The sequence below is a fragment of the Propionicimonas sp. genome (assembly GCF_049840635.1).
In the GTDB taxonomy this organism is placed as follows: domain Bacteria; phylum Actinomycetota; class Actinomycetes; order Propionibacteriales; family Propionibacteriaceae; genus Propionicimonas.
Genome location: NZ_JASGKL010000005.1, coordinates 703,648 through 721,814 on the forward strand (window position 1 = coordinate 703,648; position 18,167 = coordinate 721,814).

Annotated in this window: 14 protein-coding genes and 1 tRNA gene; 6 read left to right on the forward strand and 9 right to left on the reverse strand. The window is 71.5% G+C overall.

From position 1 onward, the window contains the following. The first annotated feature begins 21 nt into the window (after positions 1-21). Positions 22-681, forward strand: coding sequence for a hypothetical protein (locus QM779_RS09255; protein WP_428534451.1), 660 nt, complete (start codon positions 22-24; stop codon positions 679-681). 46 nt (positions 682-727) lie between these two features. Here QM779_RS09255 and QM779_RS09260 read toward each other — a convergent pair whose 3' ends face one another. From QM779_RS09260 to QM779_RS09285, 6 genes are all read right to left on the reverse strand, one after another. After that, the gene (locus QM779_RS09260; protein WP_428534453.1) at positions 728-1,786 is read right to left on the reverse strand and encodes an amidohydrolase family protein; all 1,059 of its coding nucleotides are present in this window, start codon (positions 1,784-1,786) and stop codon (positions 728-730) included. Positions 1,787-2,289: 503 nt separating this feature from the next. Further along, the gene (locus QM779_RS09265; protein WP_428534455.1) at positions 2,290-3,093 is read right to left on the reverse strand and encodes an ABC transporter ATP-binding protein; all 804 of its coding nucleotides are present in this window, start codon (positions 3,091-3,093) and stop codon (positions 2,290-2,292) included. Continuing rightward, positions 3,086-3,832 (reverse strand): ABC transporter ATP-binding protein, encoded by a 747-nt coding sequence (locus QM779_RS09270; RefSeq protein WP_428534457.1) that lies wholly within the window; start codon positions 3,830-3,832, stop codon positions 3,086-3,088. Before QM779_RS09270 ends, QM779_RS09265 begins: the two co-directional genes overlap by 8 nt. Continuing rightward, positions 3,829-4,677, reverse strand: coding sequence for an ABC transporter permease (locus QM779_RS09275; protein ID WP_428534459.1), 849 nt, complete (start codon positions 4,675-4,677; stop codon positions 3,829-3,831). The genes QM779_RS09270 and QM779_RS09275 overlap by 4 nt, the downstream gene beginning before the upstream one ends. Then, positions 4,674-5,606, reverse strand: coding sequence for an ABC transporter permease (locus QM779_RS09280; protein ID WP_428534461.1), 933 nt, complete (start codon positions 5,604-5,606; stop codon positions 4,674-4,676). Before QM779_RS09280 ends, QM779_RS09275 begins: the two co-directional genes overlap by 4 nt. Positions 5,607-5,770: 164 nt before the next feature. After that, positions 5,771-7,318 (reverse strand): ABC transporter substrate-binding protein, encoded by a 1,548-nt coding sequence (locus QM779_RS09285; protein WP_428534463.1) that lies wholly within the window; start codon positions 7,316-7,318, stop codon positions 5,771-5,773. A 282-nt stretch (positions 7,319-7,600) separates the two neighbouring features. On the opposite strand from QM779_RS09285, the gene QM779_RS09290 reads away from it, so the two are divergent. Both QM779_RS09290 and QM779_RS09295 read left to right on the forward strand, forming a co-directional pair. After that, entirely contained in the window at positions 7,601-8,053 is a 453-nt protein-coding gene (locus QM779_RS09290) for a GyrI-like domain-containing protein (protein WP_428534465.1), read from the forward strand. 63 nt (positions 8,054-8,116) lie between these two features. Then, positions 8,117-8,192, forward strand: a tRNA-Ala gene (locus tag QM779_RS09295). A gap of 243 nt (positions 8,193-8,435) precedes the next feature. Here QM779_RS09295 and QM779_RS09300 read toward each other — a convergent pair. Then, positions 8,436-10,940, reverse strand: a complete 2,505-nt coding sequence (locus QM779_RS09300) for a hypothetical protein (protein ID WP_428534467.1) — start codon at positions 10,938-10,940, stop codon at positions 8,436-8,438. Positions 10,941-11,687: 747 nt separating this feature from the next. Here QM779_RS09300 and helR point away from each other — a divergent pair. The 3 genes from helR to QM779_RS09315 all read left to right on the forward strand — a co-directional run bounded on the left by helR (position 11,688) and on the right by QM779_RS09315 (position 15,944). Further along, positions 11,688-13,850 (forward strand): RNA polymerase recycling motor ATPase HelR, encoded by a 2,163-nt coding sequence (helR, locus tag QM779_RS09305; RefSeq protein WP_428534469.1) that lies wholly within the window; start codon positions 11,688-11,690, stop codon positions 13,848-13,850. Between the two features lie 45 nt (positions 13,851-13,895). After that, a complete protein-coding gene (locus tag QM779_RS09310) occupies positions 13,896-14,426 on the forward strand; it encodes a dihydrofolate reductase family protein (RefSeq protein ID WP_428534471.1) in 531 nt (176 codons plus the stop codon). A gap of 99 nt (positions 14,427-14,525) precedes the next feature. Continuing rightward, on the forward strand, positions 14,526-15,944 hold the full coding sequence (locus QM779_RS09315; protein ID WP_428534473.1) for a hypothetical protein: 1,419 nt from the start codon (positions 14,526-14,528) through the stop codon (positions 15,942-15,944). A gap of 81 nt (positions 15,945-16,025) precedes the next feature. Here QM779_RS09315 and QM779_RS09320 read toward each other — a convergent pair whose 3' ends face one another. Then, on the reverse strand, positions 16,026-17,498 hold the full coding sequence (locus tag QM779_RS09320) for a xylulokinase (RefSeq protein ID WP_428534475.1): 1,473 nt from the start codon (positions 17,496-17,498) through the stop codon (positions 16,026-16,028). 10 nt (positions 17,499-17,508) lie between these two features. Then, positions 17,509-18,141 carry an SIS domain-containing protein gene (locus QM779_RS09325; protein WP_428534477.1) on the reverse strand — a complete coding sequence of 211 codons (633 nt, stop codon included), beginning with the start codon at positions 18,139-18,141 and terminating at the stop codon, positions 17,509-17,511. Positions 18,142-18,167: the final 26 nt, after the last annotated feature.

Consider the following 18,167-nt stretch of genomic DNA (forward strand, 5'->3'; position numbering starts at 1 on the left):
CGACCCAGACAGGTGGACGACATGACCCAGGTGATCGCAGGCTCCCGCTTCCTCGACCTCGATGCGGACGCGTTCGACTGCGACGTCGAGTACACGCCCCGCCACCTCCGCGCCGTCACGCTCTCGCCCGATCTCCAGCAGGCGCTGGACGCGGCGTTCGCCAGGGACACCATGCCCACGCCCGAACCCGTGCCCGGCCCGACCCCGGTCGCCCCGGAGCCGGTCGTGGAGCAGGGCGCCGCCCACAGCCACCTGAGCCTGGTCGTTCCGGAGCTGGTCGTGTACCCGCCGGTCATGCCGGACGACATCTTCCGTCCGGTCGCAGCGGCGCCGGTGGAGAGCAGGACGGTTGAGGACGCGCCCGTCGAGGGTGTGCCGGTCGACGTGGAGGCCGAGAGCATGCCGTTCGTCGACGACATCTTCCAGGGCGCCGGCGACGACGATCCGTTCGAGGACGACGACCTCGACGACGCGCCGATGGCCGCCAGGGTGCTGGCAGAAGAGCCCGTGGAGGCATCGACCCCGGCCGCAGCAATCTCGTTCCCCGATCCCGCCGCCTACGCCGCGAAGCGGTTCTCCGGCAACCCGGGAGCCACGGCGCCGAGCGGGGGCCTGTTCCGCCGCAGGGTCGACATCTCCCGCCTGATGGTCCCGGTGCGCGCGGAGGCCGTCGGCAGCTGAGCAACCCCGGAGGGAGGTTCCCCTTCCCTCGTGGCCGCGCGGGCCTTCAGCGGACGTGGACGACGCGTCCGGCCTGCACGACGGCGACGACCGCGCCCTGATCCCTCGCCACCGACGGGACGGACGGGTCGCGGTCGAACAGCACGAGGTCTGCCGCCCGCTCGGCCGCGGAGAGTCCGAGCAGGGTGGCGCCGCCCGTCGTCGCCGCGCGCAACGCGTCCGCGGCGGGAACGCCCGCCTCCACCATCGCCGCCACCTCGTGCAGGTTCGCCCCGTGCTGGGAATGCAGCCCCGCGTCCGTGCCCATCGCCAGCGGGACCCCGGCGTCGAGGCAGTGCCGGAGCGCGACCGGGTGGGCGTCGACGGCGCGGCGCGCTGCGGACGCGAGTGTGTGCGGCAGCCGTCCCGCCTCGGCCAGGCGCAGCACGTCCGTGTAGATCCACACGGTGGGCACGACGAACACCCCCGCCGACGCGGCGGCCGCCGCCTGCCCTGCCGTGAGGTGGACCGCGTGCTCGATGCTGCGGACGCCGAGCGCGATCGCCTGGTCGATCGCCGGCCCGCCCCACGCGTGCACCATCACCGGCAGCCCGTGCCGGTCGGCCGCCGAGGCGATGGCGCGGAACTCACCGGGCGTGAACACGGGTTCCTGCTGGGCGGACCCCGCTCCCACGCCACCGGTGGCGGCGACCTTCACCCACCGGGCCCCGGCGTCGGCGAGCGCGGCCACCCGGTCGCGCAGGTGCCGCTCCCCCTGGGCGTCCTTGGCGCCGAGGATCTCCAGCGCGAGCTGTAGGCGTGGCCGGGGCGACCCGGCCAGCCGACCGAGTAGGTCGGAGCTGTAGCCGCCGGCGTCCCTCGCCGCGGTCACGCCGGCGCTGAGCGTGGCGAGCTGATTGCGGGCGGCGGCCGACGCCTGCTGGTCGGGATCGGTGCTCCGGCCAGCCTCGTCGAAGTCACTCCACGCGAGGTGCGTGTGCGCGTCCACGAACCCCGGCGTCACCCACAGCCCTGCCGCGTCGATCGTGACCGTGGCCGCCGACGCCCGCCGGTCATCCCACCCGCCAGGGCTGTCATTCCGGGCCTGACCCGGGAGCTCCGACACAGCCGACCCCTCATCACCACGAGATCCCGGCCTTCGCCGGGATGACAGCAGGGGGTCAGAACCATCATCCCGAGCCCGACCCGGGAACTCCGACACAGCCGACCCCTCATCACCACGAGATCCCGGCCTTCGCCGGGATGACAGCAGGGGGTCAGAACCATCATCCCGAGCCCGACCCGGGAACTCCGACACAGCCGACCCCTCATCACCACGAGATCCCGGCCTTCGCCGGGATGACAGCAGGGGGTCAGAACCATCATCCCGCCCAGCGTCCCCGTCATCCCGGGCCTGACCCGGGATCTCCGACACAGCCGACCCCTCGCCACCACGAGATCCCGGCCTTCGCCGGGATGACAGAAGGGGGTGGGAACCGTCATCCCTGGCTTGACCCGGGATCTCGTGGTCGCGCGGGAGCCGCACCCCGTGGTTGGCGCGGAAGCGTCCGTCGGCGCCGAGCAGGACACCGCCGACGACGGCATCAACGCGGGTACCGACCGCGGGGATCACTGTCGCTCCGGCAGGCGCGGGACGGCCTCCAACAGGGCCCGGCTGTAGGGGTGTTCGGGGTGGCGGAAGAACCGGTCGACGCCGGCCTGCTCCACCAGCGCGCCCTCCCGCAGCACGGCGACGTCGTCACAGACAGCGTTGACGACGGACAGGTCGTGGGTGATCAGCAGGACGGCCAGCCCGATCCCGCGCCCGAGCCCCGCCAGGAGGTCCAGGACGGTGGCCTGGGCGGACGCGTCCAGGGAACTGGTGGGCTCGTCCGCGACCAGGACGCGGGGATCGGTGGCCAGCGCGCGGGCGATGGCGATCCGCTGGCGCTGCCCGCCGGAGAACTCCCGCGGGTAGTGGGCCAGCGAGTCGGGCGACAGGTCGACGAGGGCGAGCAGGTCCGCCGCCCGCTCGCCCGGCGCCCCGGGCCGCCCGTCCGCCCGGACATCGCCGCGAGTGGCCCCCGCCCCCACCCGCAGCAGTTCGTCAAGCACCTGGCCGACCGTGAGCAGGGGGTTGAGGGACGCGAACGGGTCCTGCTGGACGAGTTGCACCGCCCTGCGCTCCGCCGGAGACCGGCGCGCGCCGAGCACGGCACCATCGAGCTGGACGGTGCCGGTGGCCAGCGGCACCTCCCCCGTGATCGCCCGAGCCAGCGACGTCTTGCCCGACCCCGACTCGCCGACCAGCCCGAGGATCTCGCCGGGCCGGACACCGAAGGACACATGGTCGACGACCCGGCGTCCGGCATAGTCGATGCTGGCCCCCGTGACCTCGAGACCGGCGGTCTCCCGCGCGCGCGGCTCAGTCATCGCCACCCGCCAACTCCGGCAGCGGGAGGACGGCGTCCAGCAGCGAGCGGGTGTAGGGGTCGCCGGGACGCGTGACCACGTCGAGGGTGGCCCCGCTCTCCACCACGCGTCCCTCGTGCAGCACGGCCACGCGGTCGCAGACCTGGGCGACCACGGCGAGGTCGTGGCTGACGAACAGCACCGACAGGCCCCGCTCGGCGCGCAGGTGGGCGAGCAGGTCGAGGACACCGCGCTGGACGGTGACGTCGAGGGCCGTGGTGGGTTCGTCGCAGAGCAGCAGGTCCGGCTCCCTGGCCAGCGCAACGGCGAGCAGGACGCGCTGCCGCTGGCCGCCGGAGAGCTGGTGGGGGTAGCGCCGGGCGAGGTCGGCGGCGTCGGGCAGCCGCACGTCCTCGAACAGCCGCAGCGCCCGGGCTCGCGCCACGCGTCGCGACAGTCCCCTGGTCACCGCGCACACCTCGGCGACCTGGTCGCCCACGCGGGCCAGCGGGTCGAGGAACGTGAGCGGGTCCTGGAAGATCATCGCCGCCGTCCCGCCGACGCCGATCGTCCCCCCGCTCACCCGCAGCCCCCGCGGCAGCAGGCCCATCACGGCGCGCAGCGTGATGCTCTTGCCGGATCCGGACTCCCCCACCACACCCAGCGCCCCGCCGGGCTCGAGCGCGAGGCTGACGCCGTGCAGCAGTTCGGCGTCCCCCGCCACGCGCAGGTCGTCGATGAGGAGTTCGCCGGTCCTCATCGCAGCCTCCACACGTCCGCGAGCCCGTCCCCGAGCAGCGACAGCCCGACCCCGGTGGTGACGACGGCGAGCCCCGGTAGCGTCGAGACCCACCACTTGGTGGTCAGGAAGAGCTGGCCGTCGCTGATCATCGTCCCCCAGTCCGGGGTGGGCGGCTGGACGCCGATGCCGAGGTACCCGAGCGTCACGACCGCGACCATGATCAGCAGGATCTCGGTCATCAGCAGCACGACCGCCTGCGGCAGCACGTTGGGCAGCAGGTGGCGCCCGACCACCCGGGCGTGGGAGAGGCCGCCGCCGTAGGCCGCCTGTACCCAGCCCTCCCGGCACAGTGCGCGGGTCTTGGCCCTGATCACGCGGGCGTAGCTGATCCAGCCGACCAGGGCGTAGGCGACGTAGATGCCGCGCTCACCGGTGCCGGCGGCGAACACCACCACGATGACGAGGACGTAGAACGGGAACGCGACGAACGTGTCGACCACCCGGGAGATCAGCCAATCGACCCAGCCGCCCGCGTAGCCGCTGACCAGCCCGACCGTCACGCCGACCACGAACGGCACCACCGCGGCGAGGACGGCGATCCGCAGGTCGGTGCCGGCGGCGGCGATCACCCGGGAGAGGATGTCGCGGCCGAGCTGGTCGGTGCCGAACCAGTGTGCGGCCGACGGCGGAGCGAAGCCGTTGGTGAGGTCCTGGGCGCTGGGGTCGTGGGGCGTCGGACGGAAGACCGCGAGCAACGCCATGAAGAGCAGGATCGCGGCACCGGCGAGCAGCGTCGGGGTGCGGCGGGCCCGCGTCCACCAGCGGGCGAGTGGGCGGGCGGCCACCGGTGCGGGGGCGCTCACGTCGCCCTCAGCCGTGGGTCGAGGGCCACGACGATCGCGTCCGTGAGCAGCGTGACCAGGACCACGCTCAACGCGAGGACCAGCGCGATGCCCTGCACGACGGGGAAGTCGCGCGAACTGATCGAGGAGAACAGGAGCGCGCCGAGCCCGTTGATCGCGAACACCTTCTCGATGACCAGCGTGCCGCCGATCAGGTAGGCGACGTTGAGGCCGAGCAGCGAGACGGTCGACACGGCGGCGTTGCGCAGGACGTGCGTGGCGATCCGGCGCCGGGGCAGCCGCGCGGCGCGCAGGGTGACGACGAAGTCGGCGTCCAGCACCTCGAGGAGCTGCTCGCGCAGGGAGCGTACGAGCGGGGGCGACATGCCCAGGGCGACGGTGAGGGACGGGAGGATGAGGCTGCGCAGGGGTTCGCCGGGCCCCGTCCCGATGCCCCCGACGGGCAACCAGTGCAGGTTCACCCCGAAGACGAGGATCAGGATCAGGCCCACCCAGAAGGCCGGCATCGCCATCCCGACGGTGGGGACGACCCGGACGAGGTGGTCGATCGGGCCACCGGCGTGGGTGGCGGCCGCCAGGGCGAGCGGGACGGCGAAAAGGACGGTGAACACGACGCTGAGCGCGACGAGGGCCGCCGTGATGCCGGCCCGCGAGCCGACGAGGGCGAGCACCGGCTGCCCGGTGACCAGGGACGTGCCGACGTCGCCGCGGGTGAACACGGCGACCAGCCAGTCCCACAGCTGGCGTCCCAGCGGCTGGTCGAGGCCCATCTGCTGCCGCAGCGCGTCGATGGACGCCTGGGTGGCCTGGTCGCCGAGGATCATGGCGGCGGGGTCGCCCGGGACGATCCGCAGCAGCAGGAACACGCACAGCACGACGCCGACGACCACGGGGACGACGGAGAGCAGCGTGCGGCCGAGCCAGCGCATGGTCAGATTCTCCCCCGCCCGCCCCGGACCTCCGACCTCGCGCGGCACGATAGGAACCGTCCCCGTCGTTCCCGGCACGATAGGAACCGTCCCCGTCGTTCCCGGCACGATGGGGACGGTTCCTTTCGTGCCGCCCCCACGGGCCGGTTCCTCACCGGGACGGCCTACTGCTGCAGCCAGACGTCCTGGAACAGGACGCTGCCGTTGATCCGGGGGGTGAGGTCGTGGACGCTGGCCAGCGACGCCACGACGTTCTTCGGGTTGTACAGCGGGATGTAGGGGACGTCGTCGGCCAGGATCTGCTGGATCTCGGCGTAGATCTTCTCCCGGTCGGCGCCGTCGGCGGTGACCCGTCCCTCCCGCATCAGGCGGGTGACCTTCGGGTTGGTGTAGTGGGTCCAGAACGAGTGGCTGAACCCGTCCGGGTCGGCCTGGAACGTGATCAGCCCGTTGGGGTCAGGGGCGTCCGACTGCCCGGAGTTGATCATGAAGTCGTAGTTGAACGCCTTGAACCGCTCGCGGAACGCGTTGAGCTCGATGGCCTCGATCTTCACGTCGATGTTCAGCGGTTTCAGCGCCGCCTGGATGATCTGGGCCTCCTGGGTGCGGGCGGAGTCGCCGGACGCGATGAGGAGGGTCGCGCTGAAGCCGTCCGGATAGGCGGACGCGGCGAGCTCGGTCCTGGCCGCGGCCTGGTCGTTGTCGAGCGCCTGCACGTCCGCCGAGTACTGGATGGTCGGAGGGATCAGGGTGTGGACGGTCTCCGCGGCTCCGAAGGTGGTGGCCTGCGTGATGCCCTCCCTGTCGAGGGCGTAGGCGACGGCCCTGCGCACGTGGCGGTCGGCGAAGTACGGGTTCTGGGTGTTGAAGAACACCTGCTCGACCGCCCAGGACCCCAGTTCGGACACGGTCACGTTCTGGCTGGCCTGCAGCTGGGAGATGGTGGCCGGGGCGACGTCCTCGATCGCGGACAGCTGGCCGGCCTGCAGCTGCTGGATGCGCTGGGTGTCGTCGGCGACGACCTTGAACACGAGGTTCTGGGCGTACGGCTTGCCGGTCTGCCAGTAGTGGGTGTTGGCGGTGAAGGTGGTGTCGCCGCTCGGGTCCCAGGACTGGACGACCCACGGCCCGGTGCCGATCGGGCTGGCGAAGAAGTCCTTCTCGCTCCGGCCGCCGAAGTCGGCGGGGAAGATGCCGTTGGAGAAGCCGGACAGCTCGGACAGGAAGGGGGTGTAGGGGCTCTTCAGGACGATGGTGAGGGTGTGCTCGTCCTCGGCGGTGATGCTCGCGATCGGGGCCTCCAGCGGCAGCGGCCCCTGCACCTTGAGGTGCCGTTCGAGGGAGAACTTCGCGTCCGCTGCCGTCACGGGCGAGCCGTCCGAGAACTGCAGCTCCGGCCGCAGGATGAAGGTGTAGGTGAGCAGGTCAGGGCTCACGGTGTACTTCTCGGCGAGCCACGGGATGATCTTGCCGGTCGTGTCGAAGGAGACCAGCGGCTCGAACACCTTGTCGATGGCGAACGCGTTGTTGGCGGTGATCTCGTTGTTGAGGTCGAAGGACGTCACCGCGGCCGCGCGGCCGTAGGTGATCGTCCCGCCGCGCTGGGGGGTTGCCCCCGACGGCGAACCGGACGAGCCCGGGGCGCCGGTTCCGGTCGAGCAGCCGGCCAGGAGCAGGACGGTGACGAGGGCTGCGAGCAGGCGACGGGTCATTGGTGGGCTCCTGGGTCGGCCGGGACGGGTGTGGGCTGGAGAAGTGGGCTCGACGGCGGGACGACGGGACGTCCGGGATCGGTCAGCACCAACACCGACGACAGGCACCGGTACGGGCCACTCGGCCCTGCATCCGGTCGCTGTGCATGGCGGAAGGATAGCGGACCGCCTGTGGGGCGCGGAGCACATCCATGCGCGCCCTCGGCCGGGGACGGTCGGGGGGCCCTCGACGCGCCGACGCGAGCGGGTTAGCGTGGGAGGGATCCGTCGCGAGGAGGCGCCATGGGAGTGAACCCGCACATCGAGAACCTCGAGGGCTGGATCGGGGCGGGGGTTCGCCGAATCCTGCCGATGTCCGAACTGGCGGACGCGTTCGCCCCGACGTACGAGCAGGTCACCGCTGCCGTCGAGGCCGTGGGCGCGACGGTGGTCGGGCCGGCCTACGCCGAGTACTTCGGGATGCCGACGGACACGGTCGACGTGGAGATCGGCCTCGCTGTCGACCGGGTGGTCGGGATGGAGGGGTTCGAGGTCCGGACGCACCCGCCGACCCGGGCGGTGGTGGCGACGCATGTCGGCCCGTACGAGCGTCTGTCGGAGAGCTACCGGGAGCTCATGCCGTGGCTGGAGATGGAGGAGTTCGAGCTCAGCGACTCGATGATCGAGTTCTACGACAGCCCTCCCGGCACCGATCCCGAACGCCTCGTCACGCGCCTGGTCTTCCCGCTCGGCTGACCGCCGCCGGTTTCACCCCTGCGCCGCCCTGGTGCTAGCCTGTACGGGCTGCCGACGCAGCATGGGGCTATGGCGCAGTTGGTAGCGCGTCTCGTTCGCAATGAGAAGGTCAGGGGTTCGAATCCCCTTAGCTCCACCACAAACTCCCTGGATCAGGCCGCCGTGTTTCGGCAGCCGCGATCCTCGTCAGCCCGGGCTTGACCCCTGATCTCCGTGCTCTTGGCTCGCCTGGCGGGCGCTCACGTATCTCCCGTCGATGGCCAACGGCGACCACGAGCATCGCGGACGGTCCCATGACCCCCGATGGCACAGGCTGTGAGTCAGCCCACCGAACACGGTGCACTGCTTCACACTCACGCCAAGGTGGTGCCGGCAATCCCCCTCAGGCGACCACGGCCGCGGTGGGGTTCGATGTCCGGGACGTCGTCACGTAACCGGCCTTGGTGCCGGTCACCTGGACGGCAATCGTCAGCCCCACGTCGGCCGCCACCGGGACGTACTTCGATGCCGTGGCGCCGGCGATGACCACACCACCGACCATCCACTGGTAGCTCAGCTTCGCTCCGGACGTCCACGAGCCGGGCTTGGCAGTGAGTGTCTTCCCCACCTTGGCCGTGCCGCTGATCTCGGGAGTCTTCGCCTTCATCGAGAGGAGCGGCCGCACCTTCGACGACGCCTTCGACGCCTTGGTCGTCGTCGTGTAGCCGGCCTTGCTCCCTGTGACCTGGACCGTCACTCGCAGGCCCAGAGCGGAAGCGTCCGGCACGAACTTCGCCTGCGTCGCGCCCGCGACGGCCACTCCCGCGACCAGCCACTGGTAGCTGAAGGTCGTGCCCCGGGTCCAGCTACCGGGTTTGGCGGTCAGGGTGACCCCGATCCTGGGGGTGCCCAAGATCTTCGGCTTCTTGGTCGACAGCGACAGCAGGGGGCGGACCTTCGAGGTCGGCGCCGACACCTTCGTCACGGCCTGGTAGCCCTCGCGGCTCCCGGTGACACGGACTGCCACGACCTTGCCGAGGTCGCCGACCCGAGGGACGAACGTCGACGAGGTCGCGTCGGTGACGTCGACCCCGTCCACCAGCCACTGGTAGGCCAGGCTCGCCGCCGGGTCCCAGGCGCCGGGCTTCGCGGTGAGGGTGACCCCGATCCGGGCGGTGCCGGACACCGTGGGCGTGCCCGCCTTGAGCACGCCGGGGGTGACGGCGCTGGTCGGGCCGGATGCAAGCGTCACCGACGAGTAGCCATCCTTCGACCCGGTCACCGCCACGGTGACCGTCGAGCCGACATCGGAGACACGGGGCACGAACGTCCGCGCCGTCGCACCGGCCACGTCCGCACCCGCGACAGCCCACTGGTAGGTGAACCGGGTGCCGCTCGTCCAGGTGCCCTCGACGGCGGTGAGGGTCGAGCCGACCTGCGGCGAGCCCGTGATCACCGGCGTCTGCGCCGCCACGGGCGGGTCGTTCGCCACCGCGTCGAAGGCCACGTCCACCGTCGCACCCGACGCGTTGGTCGAGACCACCGTGAGGTGGACGCCGTGGGCTCCGGTCGTGTCCGTGCTGCGGGAGAGGAAGCCGTTGCCGGGCTGGTAGGAGAGCGTGGTGGACCCGTCCACCCACCGCTGCAGCACGGTCGAGGAGGGTTCGTCGGAGTCGCCGGTGCGCTTCAGCACCCGGACGCCGGGCTGGTAGTCGATGATGTCCGGGTTGTCGGCCGAGATCCGCGTGTAGAACGAGGACGCGTCCCGTCCGGTTCCCGAGCGGTACTCGACGTACAGCTTGTCCTTGTTGAGCGGGTCGGTGATCTCCAGACCGCGGACACCCGTCGTCGCACTCGCCGGGGCGAGGGTGAATCGTTGCGCGGTGCCACCGGCGGCGGTCACCTCCTTCAGTCCCGTGCCACGCGACAGCGCATTGAGGCTGACCTTCTGGGTGACGTTCAGGGCGGCGACGTTCCGCGCGTTGGTGTAGACGGCGTCGCCGATCGTGTACTCGAAGCCCCCGCCCATCACGTCGTAGAAGTCCTCGTACTCCCACTGGTCGCACGACGGACCGTCGACGTCCGGTTCCTCGCACGCGGTGAGGTTGGAGTGGCCGAGTCCGAGGTTGTGGCCGACCTCGTGGAACACGGTCTGGTCCCAGTCGAGCGGATCGGGCGCCAGCGAAGCCCACACCGTGCCGCCCGCCGCGAGCGTGCCGATCGAGCCGTAGCCGAAACCCTCCCCGCAGGACTCGCCGGGCACGAGGACGAGCAGGTGGGCGGCCTTCCCGCTGCCCCAGTAGTAGGAGTCGGCGGTGCCCCCCGAATAGGCCGGGGTGCGGTTGAAGCCGGACGGGCCGGCCGCGTACGTCCACAACCAGTTCGCGTCGCAGAGCCTGGAGGACGCGACCACGGCGGACTTCATGGCGAGGGGACGGGTGATGCCCGTGACCTGGCCGTCGGACTGCGAACTCCAGAACTCACCGAGGCGCGACACCATCGCGTCAGCCTCGGCGGTCGTCGGCACGGCCTGGCTGGCGGTGTGGGCGTAGAAGATGTCGACGGTGTGCGCCTTGGCCGTGGCGGCCGGGTGGGAGACCGCGGTGATCCGGGCCTGCACGGTCCGGAGCGGACGCCTCAGGGTTGCGCTCGTGTCGGCCACGAGCTCCCCCAGCTCTCCCTCGTCGGCGGGCACCTCCCGGACCGCCGCGTGGTCGGCGATGGCGTCCGCGATCGGCCGGTCGACGGCGACCGTGCCGTGGAACCGGTCGCCCGATCGCGCACCCGCCAGCGCGTCCCCGGTGATCTCCACCGAGGCACCACCGTCGGTGAACAGCGTCACCGTGTCGCCCGACGGGACCGACGCGGCGTGATCCTTGTCGTGGGCGGGCGGCGCCTCGGCCGGCACCACCAAGAGCCTGCCGTCGAGGGGAACCGAGGACGGCAACACGGGGGGTGCCGGGGCGGCGGTCGCCACCACGGGAACGGCAACCCCCACCAGGAGGAGGGAGACCGCTGCTCCCGCCACGAGCCGACCGATGAGCCCCGGGCGAATCGCGCCCCTGCCTCGAACGTTGGTTGTCACATTGCCCCCCGGCGTCGGCGCCCTCGACGGCCTTCGTGCGACCGCCGCTGGTGCGCAACCAATGTGGTGTCGGCGCGTCGTTCGCAGGCCCGTGCGCGCCCCTTCCCACTCCCCGGGCTGATGCTAGGGACCGGGGAGCAGCGTGCGCGAGATCGGCTGAGCAGTTGTTACACCCCGGGTGGCGGACGCACCCGGCGCCAGCGGCCCCGGCGGCAGCCGGCGGGATCCACGACAGGGTCGTGACAGGCTGTGGTGGTTATGGAGCCGGACGCGGCGGCCGCGGTGACGGCGTGTCAGGCTGTGGTCGTTGTGAGGCGTCGGAAGCCGCCCACAACCACCAGGGACTGGCACGGAGTGCGACGACCTGCCGCCGGCACCGTCATAGCCACCCTCGACTGGCACGCACGTCGCCTCGGACCGGCCGCACCTCGTAGAGCCGCGCTCGCGCGTACTTGTCGTCCCCGCATCCGGGAGGCGTCGAAACCCGGCGCTCACGTGCCTGCACTTCCAAGCTACAGCGACACGGGGGGCTTGCCGCAAGGCCCCCCACCCGGCGCAGAATCTCGACTCGTGCCCGATGTCTTCGCCCTCCCCGCCCGCCTCGCCGCGAAGAACGATCCTGCGCTGACCGGCGCCGACCGGGAGCACTTCGCCGCGATCAGGGCGTGCCTCGACGGGCAGGTCGCAGAGCTGGCCGCCCGGCTGGAGGCCCTCCGGAGGGAACCGGGGCGTCGCGGCCGCGGCGCGATGGACCGCGACCTCGAGATCCACCGGCTGAGTGCCCGGTCACGCCTGCTCCAACGGTTCGGGGTGGACATCTGCCTGGGCCGGATCGTCGCCGCCGATCGGCCCGAGCCGACCTACATCGGACGGATCGGACTGACCGACCGCCACGGACGCCAGCTCCTGGTCGACTGGCGCACCCCCGCGGCCGAGCCGTTCTTCGCTGCGACCGCCGCCCACCGGCAGGGGCTCCTCAGCCGGCGCCGCTACCGCTGGACCGACGGGCGGGTCACCGACTACTGGGACGAGGCGTTCACCGCGGACGGAACGACGGGCCTCGCCCTCGACGACGACTCGGCGTTCATCGCCAGCCTGGGCGCCAGCAGGACGGGGCGGATGCGGGACGTCCTGGGCACCCTCCAGGCCGACCAGGACGCGATCATCCGCGCCGACTCTCCCGGCGCCCTGGTGGTCGACGGCGGCCCCGGCACGGGCAAGACCGTGGTCGCCCTGCACCGGGCCGCCTACCTGCTCTATGCCGACCCGCGGCTCCGGAACGGCCACGGCGACGTGCTCGTGGTCGGTCCGCACCGGCCCTACCTGGCCTACGTGGCCGACGTCCTGCCCAGCCTCGGGGAGGAGGGGGTGGCGACCTGCACGATCCGCGACCTCGTGCCCGAGGGCGCCGACGCCATCGCGGAGGCCGACCCCGAGGTCGAGCGCCTCAAGTCGGACGCGCGCGTGGCCGAGGCCGTCGAGCCGGCGGTCGCGCTGTACGAGGAGCCGCCCACCGACGCCTTCCTCGTCGAGACCTGGTGGGACGAGGTCACCCTCACCCCCGACGACTGGGCCGAGGCCTTCGACTCCGCCGCGCCGGGCACGCCGCACAACGAGGCGCGCGAGGACATCTGGGAGGCCCTCGTCGACATCCTCGTCGATCGGCACGACCACACCGAGGCGTCGGAGGAGGACGTGCGCCGCTCGCTCGCCCGCAACAGCGACCTCGTCCGCACCTTCTCCCGGGCGTGGCCGATCCTGGAGGCGCCCGACCTCGTCTCCGACCTGTGGTCGGTGCCCGCCTACCTCCGCCGCTGCGCACCGTGGCTCACGCCCGACGAACGGCGCGTCCTGCGCCGGGAGGAGGGTTCTCCCTGGACGGTGGCCGACCTGCCGTTGCTGGACGCGATGCGACAGCGGCTCGGCGACCCGGAGGCGGCGCAGCGGCGCCGCCGGCGCGAGGCCGTCCTCGCCGCCGACAGGGCGTACATGGACGAGGTCGTCGAGGACATCCTGGCCACCGACGACGACCCGGACAGCGGCCTCCAGCTGTTGCGCAGGGACAGCCTGCGTGACGACCTCGTCGACGAGGACGCCGTCCCGCACGAGGACCGCGACCGGCTGGCGGGGCCGTTCGCGCACCTCATCGTCGACGAGGCCCAGGAGCTCACCGACGCCGAGTGGCAGCTGCTGCTGCGGCGCTGCCCTTCCCGCAGCGTCACCATCGTCGGGGACAGGGCGCAGGCCCGGCGGGGGTTCTCAGAAACGTGGCAGGAACGGCTGGAGCGAGTCGGGCTCACCGGGATCCGGCAGTCCACCCTGACCGTCAACTACCGCACCCCGGCCGAGGTGATGGCGGCGGCCGAACCGGTGATCCGGGCCGTCCTGCCGGACGCGTCCGTGCCGACCTCCATCCGCGTCGGCGGACGCCCCGTTCGGCACGCCTCGACGTCCGAGCTCGCGTCCGTCCTCACCGACTGGCTCGCCGCACATCCCGAAGGCACCGCCTGCGTGGTCGGCGACCCGTCGTTCGCTGCGACCGACCGCGTCCACTCGCTGGCACCCGACCAGGTCAAGGGGCTCGAGTTCGACCTCGTGGTGCTGGTCGACCCCGACCGGTTCGGCGTCGGCGTCCCGGGTGCCGTGGACCGCTACGTCGCGATGACGAGGGCCACCCGGGAGCTGGTCGTGCTCACGTCCAGCCCTCGCCCAGGCCGCGGCGCGACGTCATAGTGGTCCCGTAGGGCCGACCTGGCCCCGGAGAAGGAGGTGCCGCGGATGGCCCGGCTCGTGTTCGGCATGAATCAGTCCCTCGACGGCTACGTCGACCATGAGGCGTTCGCGCCCGATCCCGCCCTCTTCCGGCACTTCATCGGGCAGACGGCGGCGGAGGCGGGTTGCCTGTACGGCCGCCGGATGTACGAGGTGATGAGCTACTGGGACGACACCGACCCCGACTGGGACGAGGAGGAGAGCGCCTTCGCCGCCGCGTGGTGCAGCCTGCCGAAGTGGGTGGTGTCACGGACGCTGGCCTCGGTGGGCCCGAACGCCACGCTGGTCCGGGGCGACCTGGAGCGCGTGGTCCGGGCGTTGAAGGCCGACCACGAGGGCGAGATCGAGGTGGGCGGCACGGTCCTTGCCGCCGCCCTCGGCGAACTCGGCCTGATCGACGAGTACCGGATCTACCTGCACCCCGTGGTGCTCGGTCACGGGAAGCCGCTCTTCGCCGGACCGCTGCCCCCGCTCCGCCTTCTGTCGGACGAGCGGATCGGCGACAACGCGGTCCGGCTGGCCTACGCGCCCGCGTGAGGCCCCGGCGGGCTCCTCGGCAATCGACCGGTTGGGCCGTCCCCGGAGGCGGAGGCGACTAGCGTTGGCTCTGTCGGTTCGCCTGTGAAGGATCACCCCATGCTTCGCCGCTCGCTCGCCATCGCCGTTCTGCTCGCCGTCGCCACAGTTCCGTGTCTCGACGCACCACAGGCCGCGGCAGCCAGCGGCTGCGGCTCCGCAGTTCGCGGAGACCTCGACGGCAACGGGGTCGCCGACCTGGTCGTCGGCGCCTCTCGCTACAACTACCCGGAGTCCGGCGAACACACCGAGTTCGACGTGGTCCGGTACCCGTCCGAACAGCGCCTCTCCCTCGGAGTCTCCGATCTCGACCCCGACCGGGCCGGCGTGCTCGAGCGAGCGGCCATCGGGGACCTGGACGCGGACGGGTGCGCCGACGTGGTCTTTGCCGCCGACGACGCCACCGCCCCCGGGGCCGCGCGGCTCTATGTCGTGCCCGGATCGGTGGACGGCCTGGTCCTGGCGCAGGCGACCCGGATCGACCTGTCCGCCGACCTGGTCCAGAACGTTGTCGTCCTGCCGCACACGACGGGGAGCCAGATCGCGGTGACCACCCGGTCGGACGACGGCGACCAGGCGCTCCACATCGTGACGCTCGGCGACTCCTTCGCGGCGACCGGGCTCGCCACGATCACCGCCGCATCATTGGGCATCAAGCCCGCGCAGAACGCGGGGTACGGCTTCGGGATCAGCCTGGCCGCATCCGGCAGGACCATCGTGGTCGGCAACCCGCGCGAGAGGCTCGGCAAGCGGTACTCCGTCGGAGCCGTTCACCTGTTCACCGCTACCGACGCGGCCCCGACGACCTTCCGGCACTCCCGGATCACCGAGAGCAGCGCGCACATCCCCGGCCGCGCCGTCGACGGATCGTCCTTCGGCGAGGCGGTCGACTACCTCGACGGTCGCCTGGCCATCGCCGCCCCGGACAAGCAGGTCGTGCGCAAGAACAACGTGGCGAACAACGCGGGGCAGCTGTTCCTGCTGCGCTGGCACGAGACCACCCGCACGTACACGTTTCTTCGCACGGTCAACCAGAACTCGACGGGGGTTGCCGGAACCGCTGAGCCCTGGGACCGACTCGGCTACCAGGTGCTTCTGGCACGTGGACTCACCAGCCCCGATGCGTACGACCTGGTCGCTGCGTCCCGGGAGGGCATCGGTGCGGCGCAGGTCGCCGGCTCGATCCTCGTCACGAATTTCGACAAGGGCGGGTCGCGCACCCTCACCGAGGCCAGTGCCGGAGTGCCCGGCGACGTGGGCGAGGAGCACTGGTTCGGCTTCCAGCTGACGCGGCGAGCCGGCACAACCTCGGACGTCCTGGTGGCCGGCGCGTTCGACCATGAGGCCCTCTGCGGGGACGGCGAAGTCGTGCAGACCTCCGGGGCGCCGCTGGCCACCACCACGTGGGAAGCCGTAGCGCCCGAATCGGAGGACGTCCCCTGCCCATCGGGTGCCTGGCCGTCTTCACTCGCGCGGTGATCCGGCCGTCCGGTCTGCGCGCGCCACGCTGCCCCGGCGCGCGAACCTCATCACAGGGGTGCTCCTGCGGACCGAGGCGCGTCAGGGTCGAGCGAAGTACCAGCTGTCGTAGGCGGCGGAGAGCTCCCGAAAGGAAGAGTCCAGGCCGGGTGTCGTGTCGTCCCGAGGCTCCACCGCCGACAGGGTCGACGGCATCCAGCGGTCTCGGAGCTCGGCAACCGTGACGCCGTGGAGGACAGCAGCCGCCTGGACACAGGCACCGCGGGCGGTCGCCTCCGGCGCGTCAACAGTGGTGACCGGACGTCCACATCGGTCAGCGATGAACTGCCGGTAGGCCAGCGACCTCGCCCCGCCACCCACAGCGAGAACCCGATTCGTGATGGAGGTCCCTGCGAGCTCCTGGAGGGTCTGCATTCCCCGCACCATTCCCTGGACCACGCCGTCGTAGGCAGCACGAGCGACCTCTTCCCTCGAGGTGTCGGAGTGGATCCCGGCCAGCACTCCCGCCGACCCGGCCCGCATCGGGCTGCGCTCGCCGTCGAGGTAGGCCAGCAGGACGGCTGACCGCTCGGGCCTCGCCGACAGGGCCAGCCCCTCCAGACCGTCGAGGTCGGTCCCGAGCAGGTGGGCGAACCGGTCGGTCACCTTCGTGCAGTTGAGCGTGCAGACCAGGGGAAGGTAGCCACCGGTCGCATCGCAGACGTAGTCCACCGACCAGTCTCGGTGGTCCGGGAGCGACGTCGGGGTGAAGACCACGCCTGACGTGCCCAGGCTGAAGGCGACCTCTCCGCGTGCCAACCCCATTCCGACGGCTGCCAGGTGCTGATCGCCACCGCCGGGGCCGACCACCACGTCTGCGCGCAACCCCAGCTCCGCCGCGGTGTCGGCCCGCACCACCCCCGCAGCGTCCTCCGGGCCGAGGACGGTCGGGAGAGCCCCCGCCCAGTCGATCGCATCGCTGACGTGCTCGCCGAGCAGGTCGGGCCGGAAGCGTCCCTGGTCGGCCGAGAAGTAGCCGGTGCCCGAGGCGTCCGACCGGTCGGTGACATGCGAACCGGTGAGTCGGAAGGTCAACCAGTCGTGCGGCACCATGAGGCGCCGGACTCGCGCCAGGTTCTCCGGCTCGTTGCGAGCCAGCCAGGCCAGCTTCGCAATCGTCAGCGCAGGATTGAGAGGCAGGAGGACTTCGCCGACCCACGACTCCTGGGGGCGACTCTCGAGCAGACGCTCGACGTCGGGGGCCGAGGTGGTGTCGTTCCACAACTTGACCGGACGGATCTCGCTGTCACTCGCGTCGAGGGCAACCAGTCCGTGGCACTGGGCACCGACGCTGATGGCGGCGATCTCCCGGGGGTCTACCCCCGCGTCCCGGCATGCCAGACGAAGTGCGACGCGGAGCGCGTCCCACCAATCGCTCACGTGCTGTTCGCTCACGGGTGGGGTCGTGGAAGGGTGGAGAGCTCGACCCGTGCCGCGCAAGCGCCCCGTGTCGGCGTCCCGCAACTCGATGGTGCAGGACTGCGTGGAGCTGTCCACCCCGGCAACGACCGGCATCACCGGGTCCCTACTCCGAGTCCGGGGCGGGCAGGCTGCTCAGGGCATCCGGCAGTTCCTCCCTCTTGCCGACCGCACCGAGCGGATGCGTGAACACCACGTCCGACCAGGAGTAGCCCCGCATGCGCATCAGTGCCACCGCGAGGCAGTCCCCCCACACGGCGTGCATCAGCGTGGAGCCCATCGCGATCAGGTTTCCGGGATCGACCTCGTCTGCGACGTCGAAGACCTGAACGTGGTCGGAGAGTCGCGCGAGTTCGGACTCCGGGTCACTGGTGAGGGCGACGATCTTCACCCCGCGCTCCTTGGCGCGGGCGCACAGGTTGTTGATCTCGTCCGAGCCGCCCCCCTTCGAAATGGCGATCATCACGTCGCCCGTGCGCAAGGCACCCATCGTGCCGTGCAGGGCGTCGGACGGCTGCATGTACACGGACGGCGTACCACTCACCGAGAACAGGTGGGCCATCCGCCGAGCGATGGTCCCGGACGTTCCCGAGCCGGTCACGAACACCTTGCCGAGGCAGCTGTAGAGCAGGCCGACGATCTCGTCGGTCACGTCATCGAAGACACCGGAGACCGCCCGGACGGCGCCGGCCTCGATGGCGATCCGTTCGTTGGCGAGGTCGAGGAATTCCTGGTTCATTGCACTTTCCGTATCTGTGTTCCGTG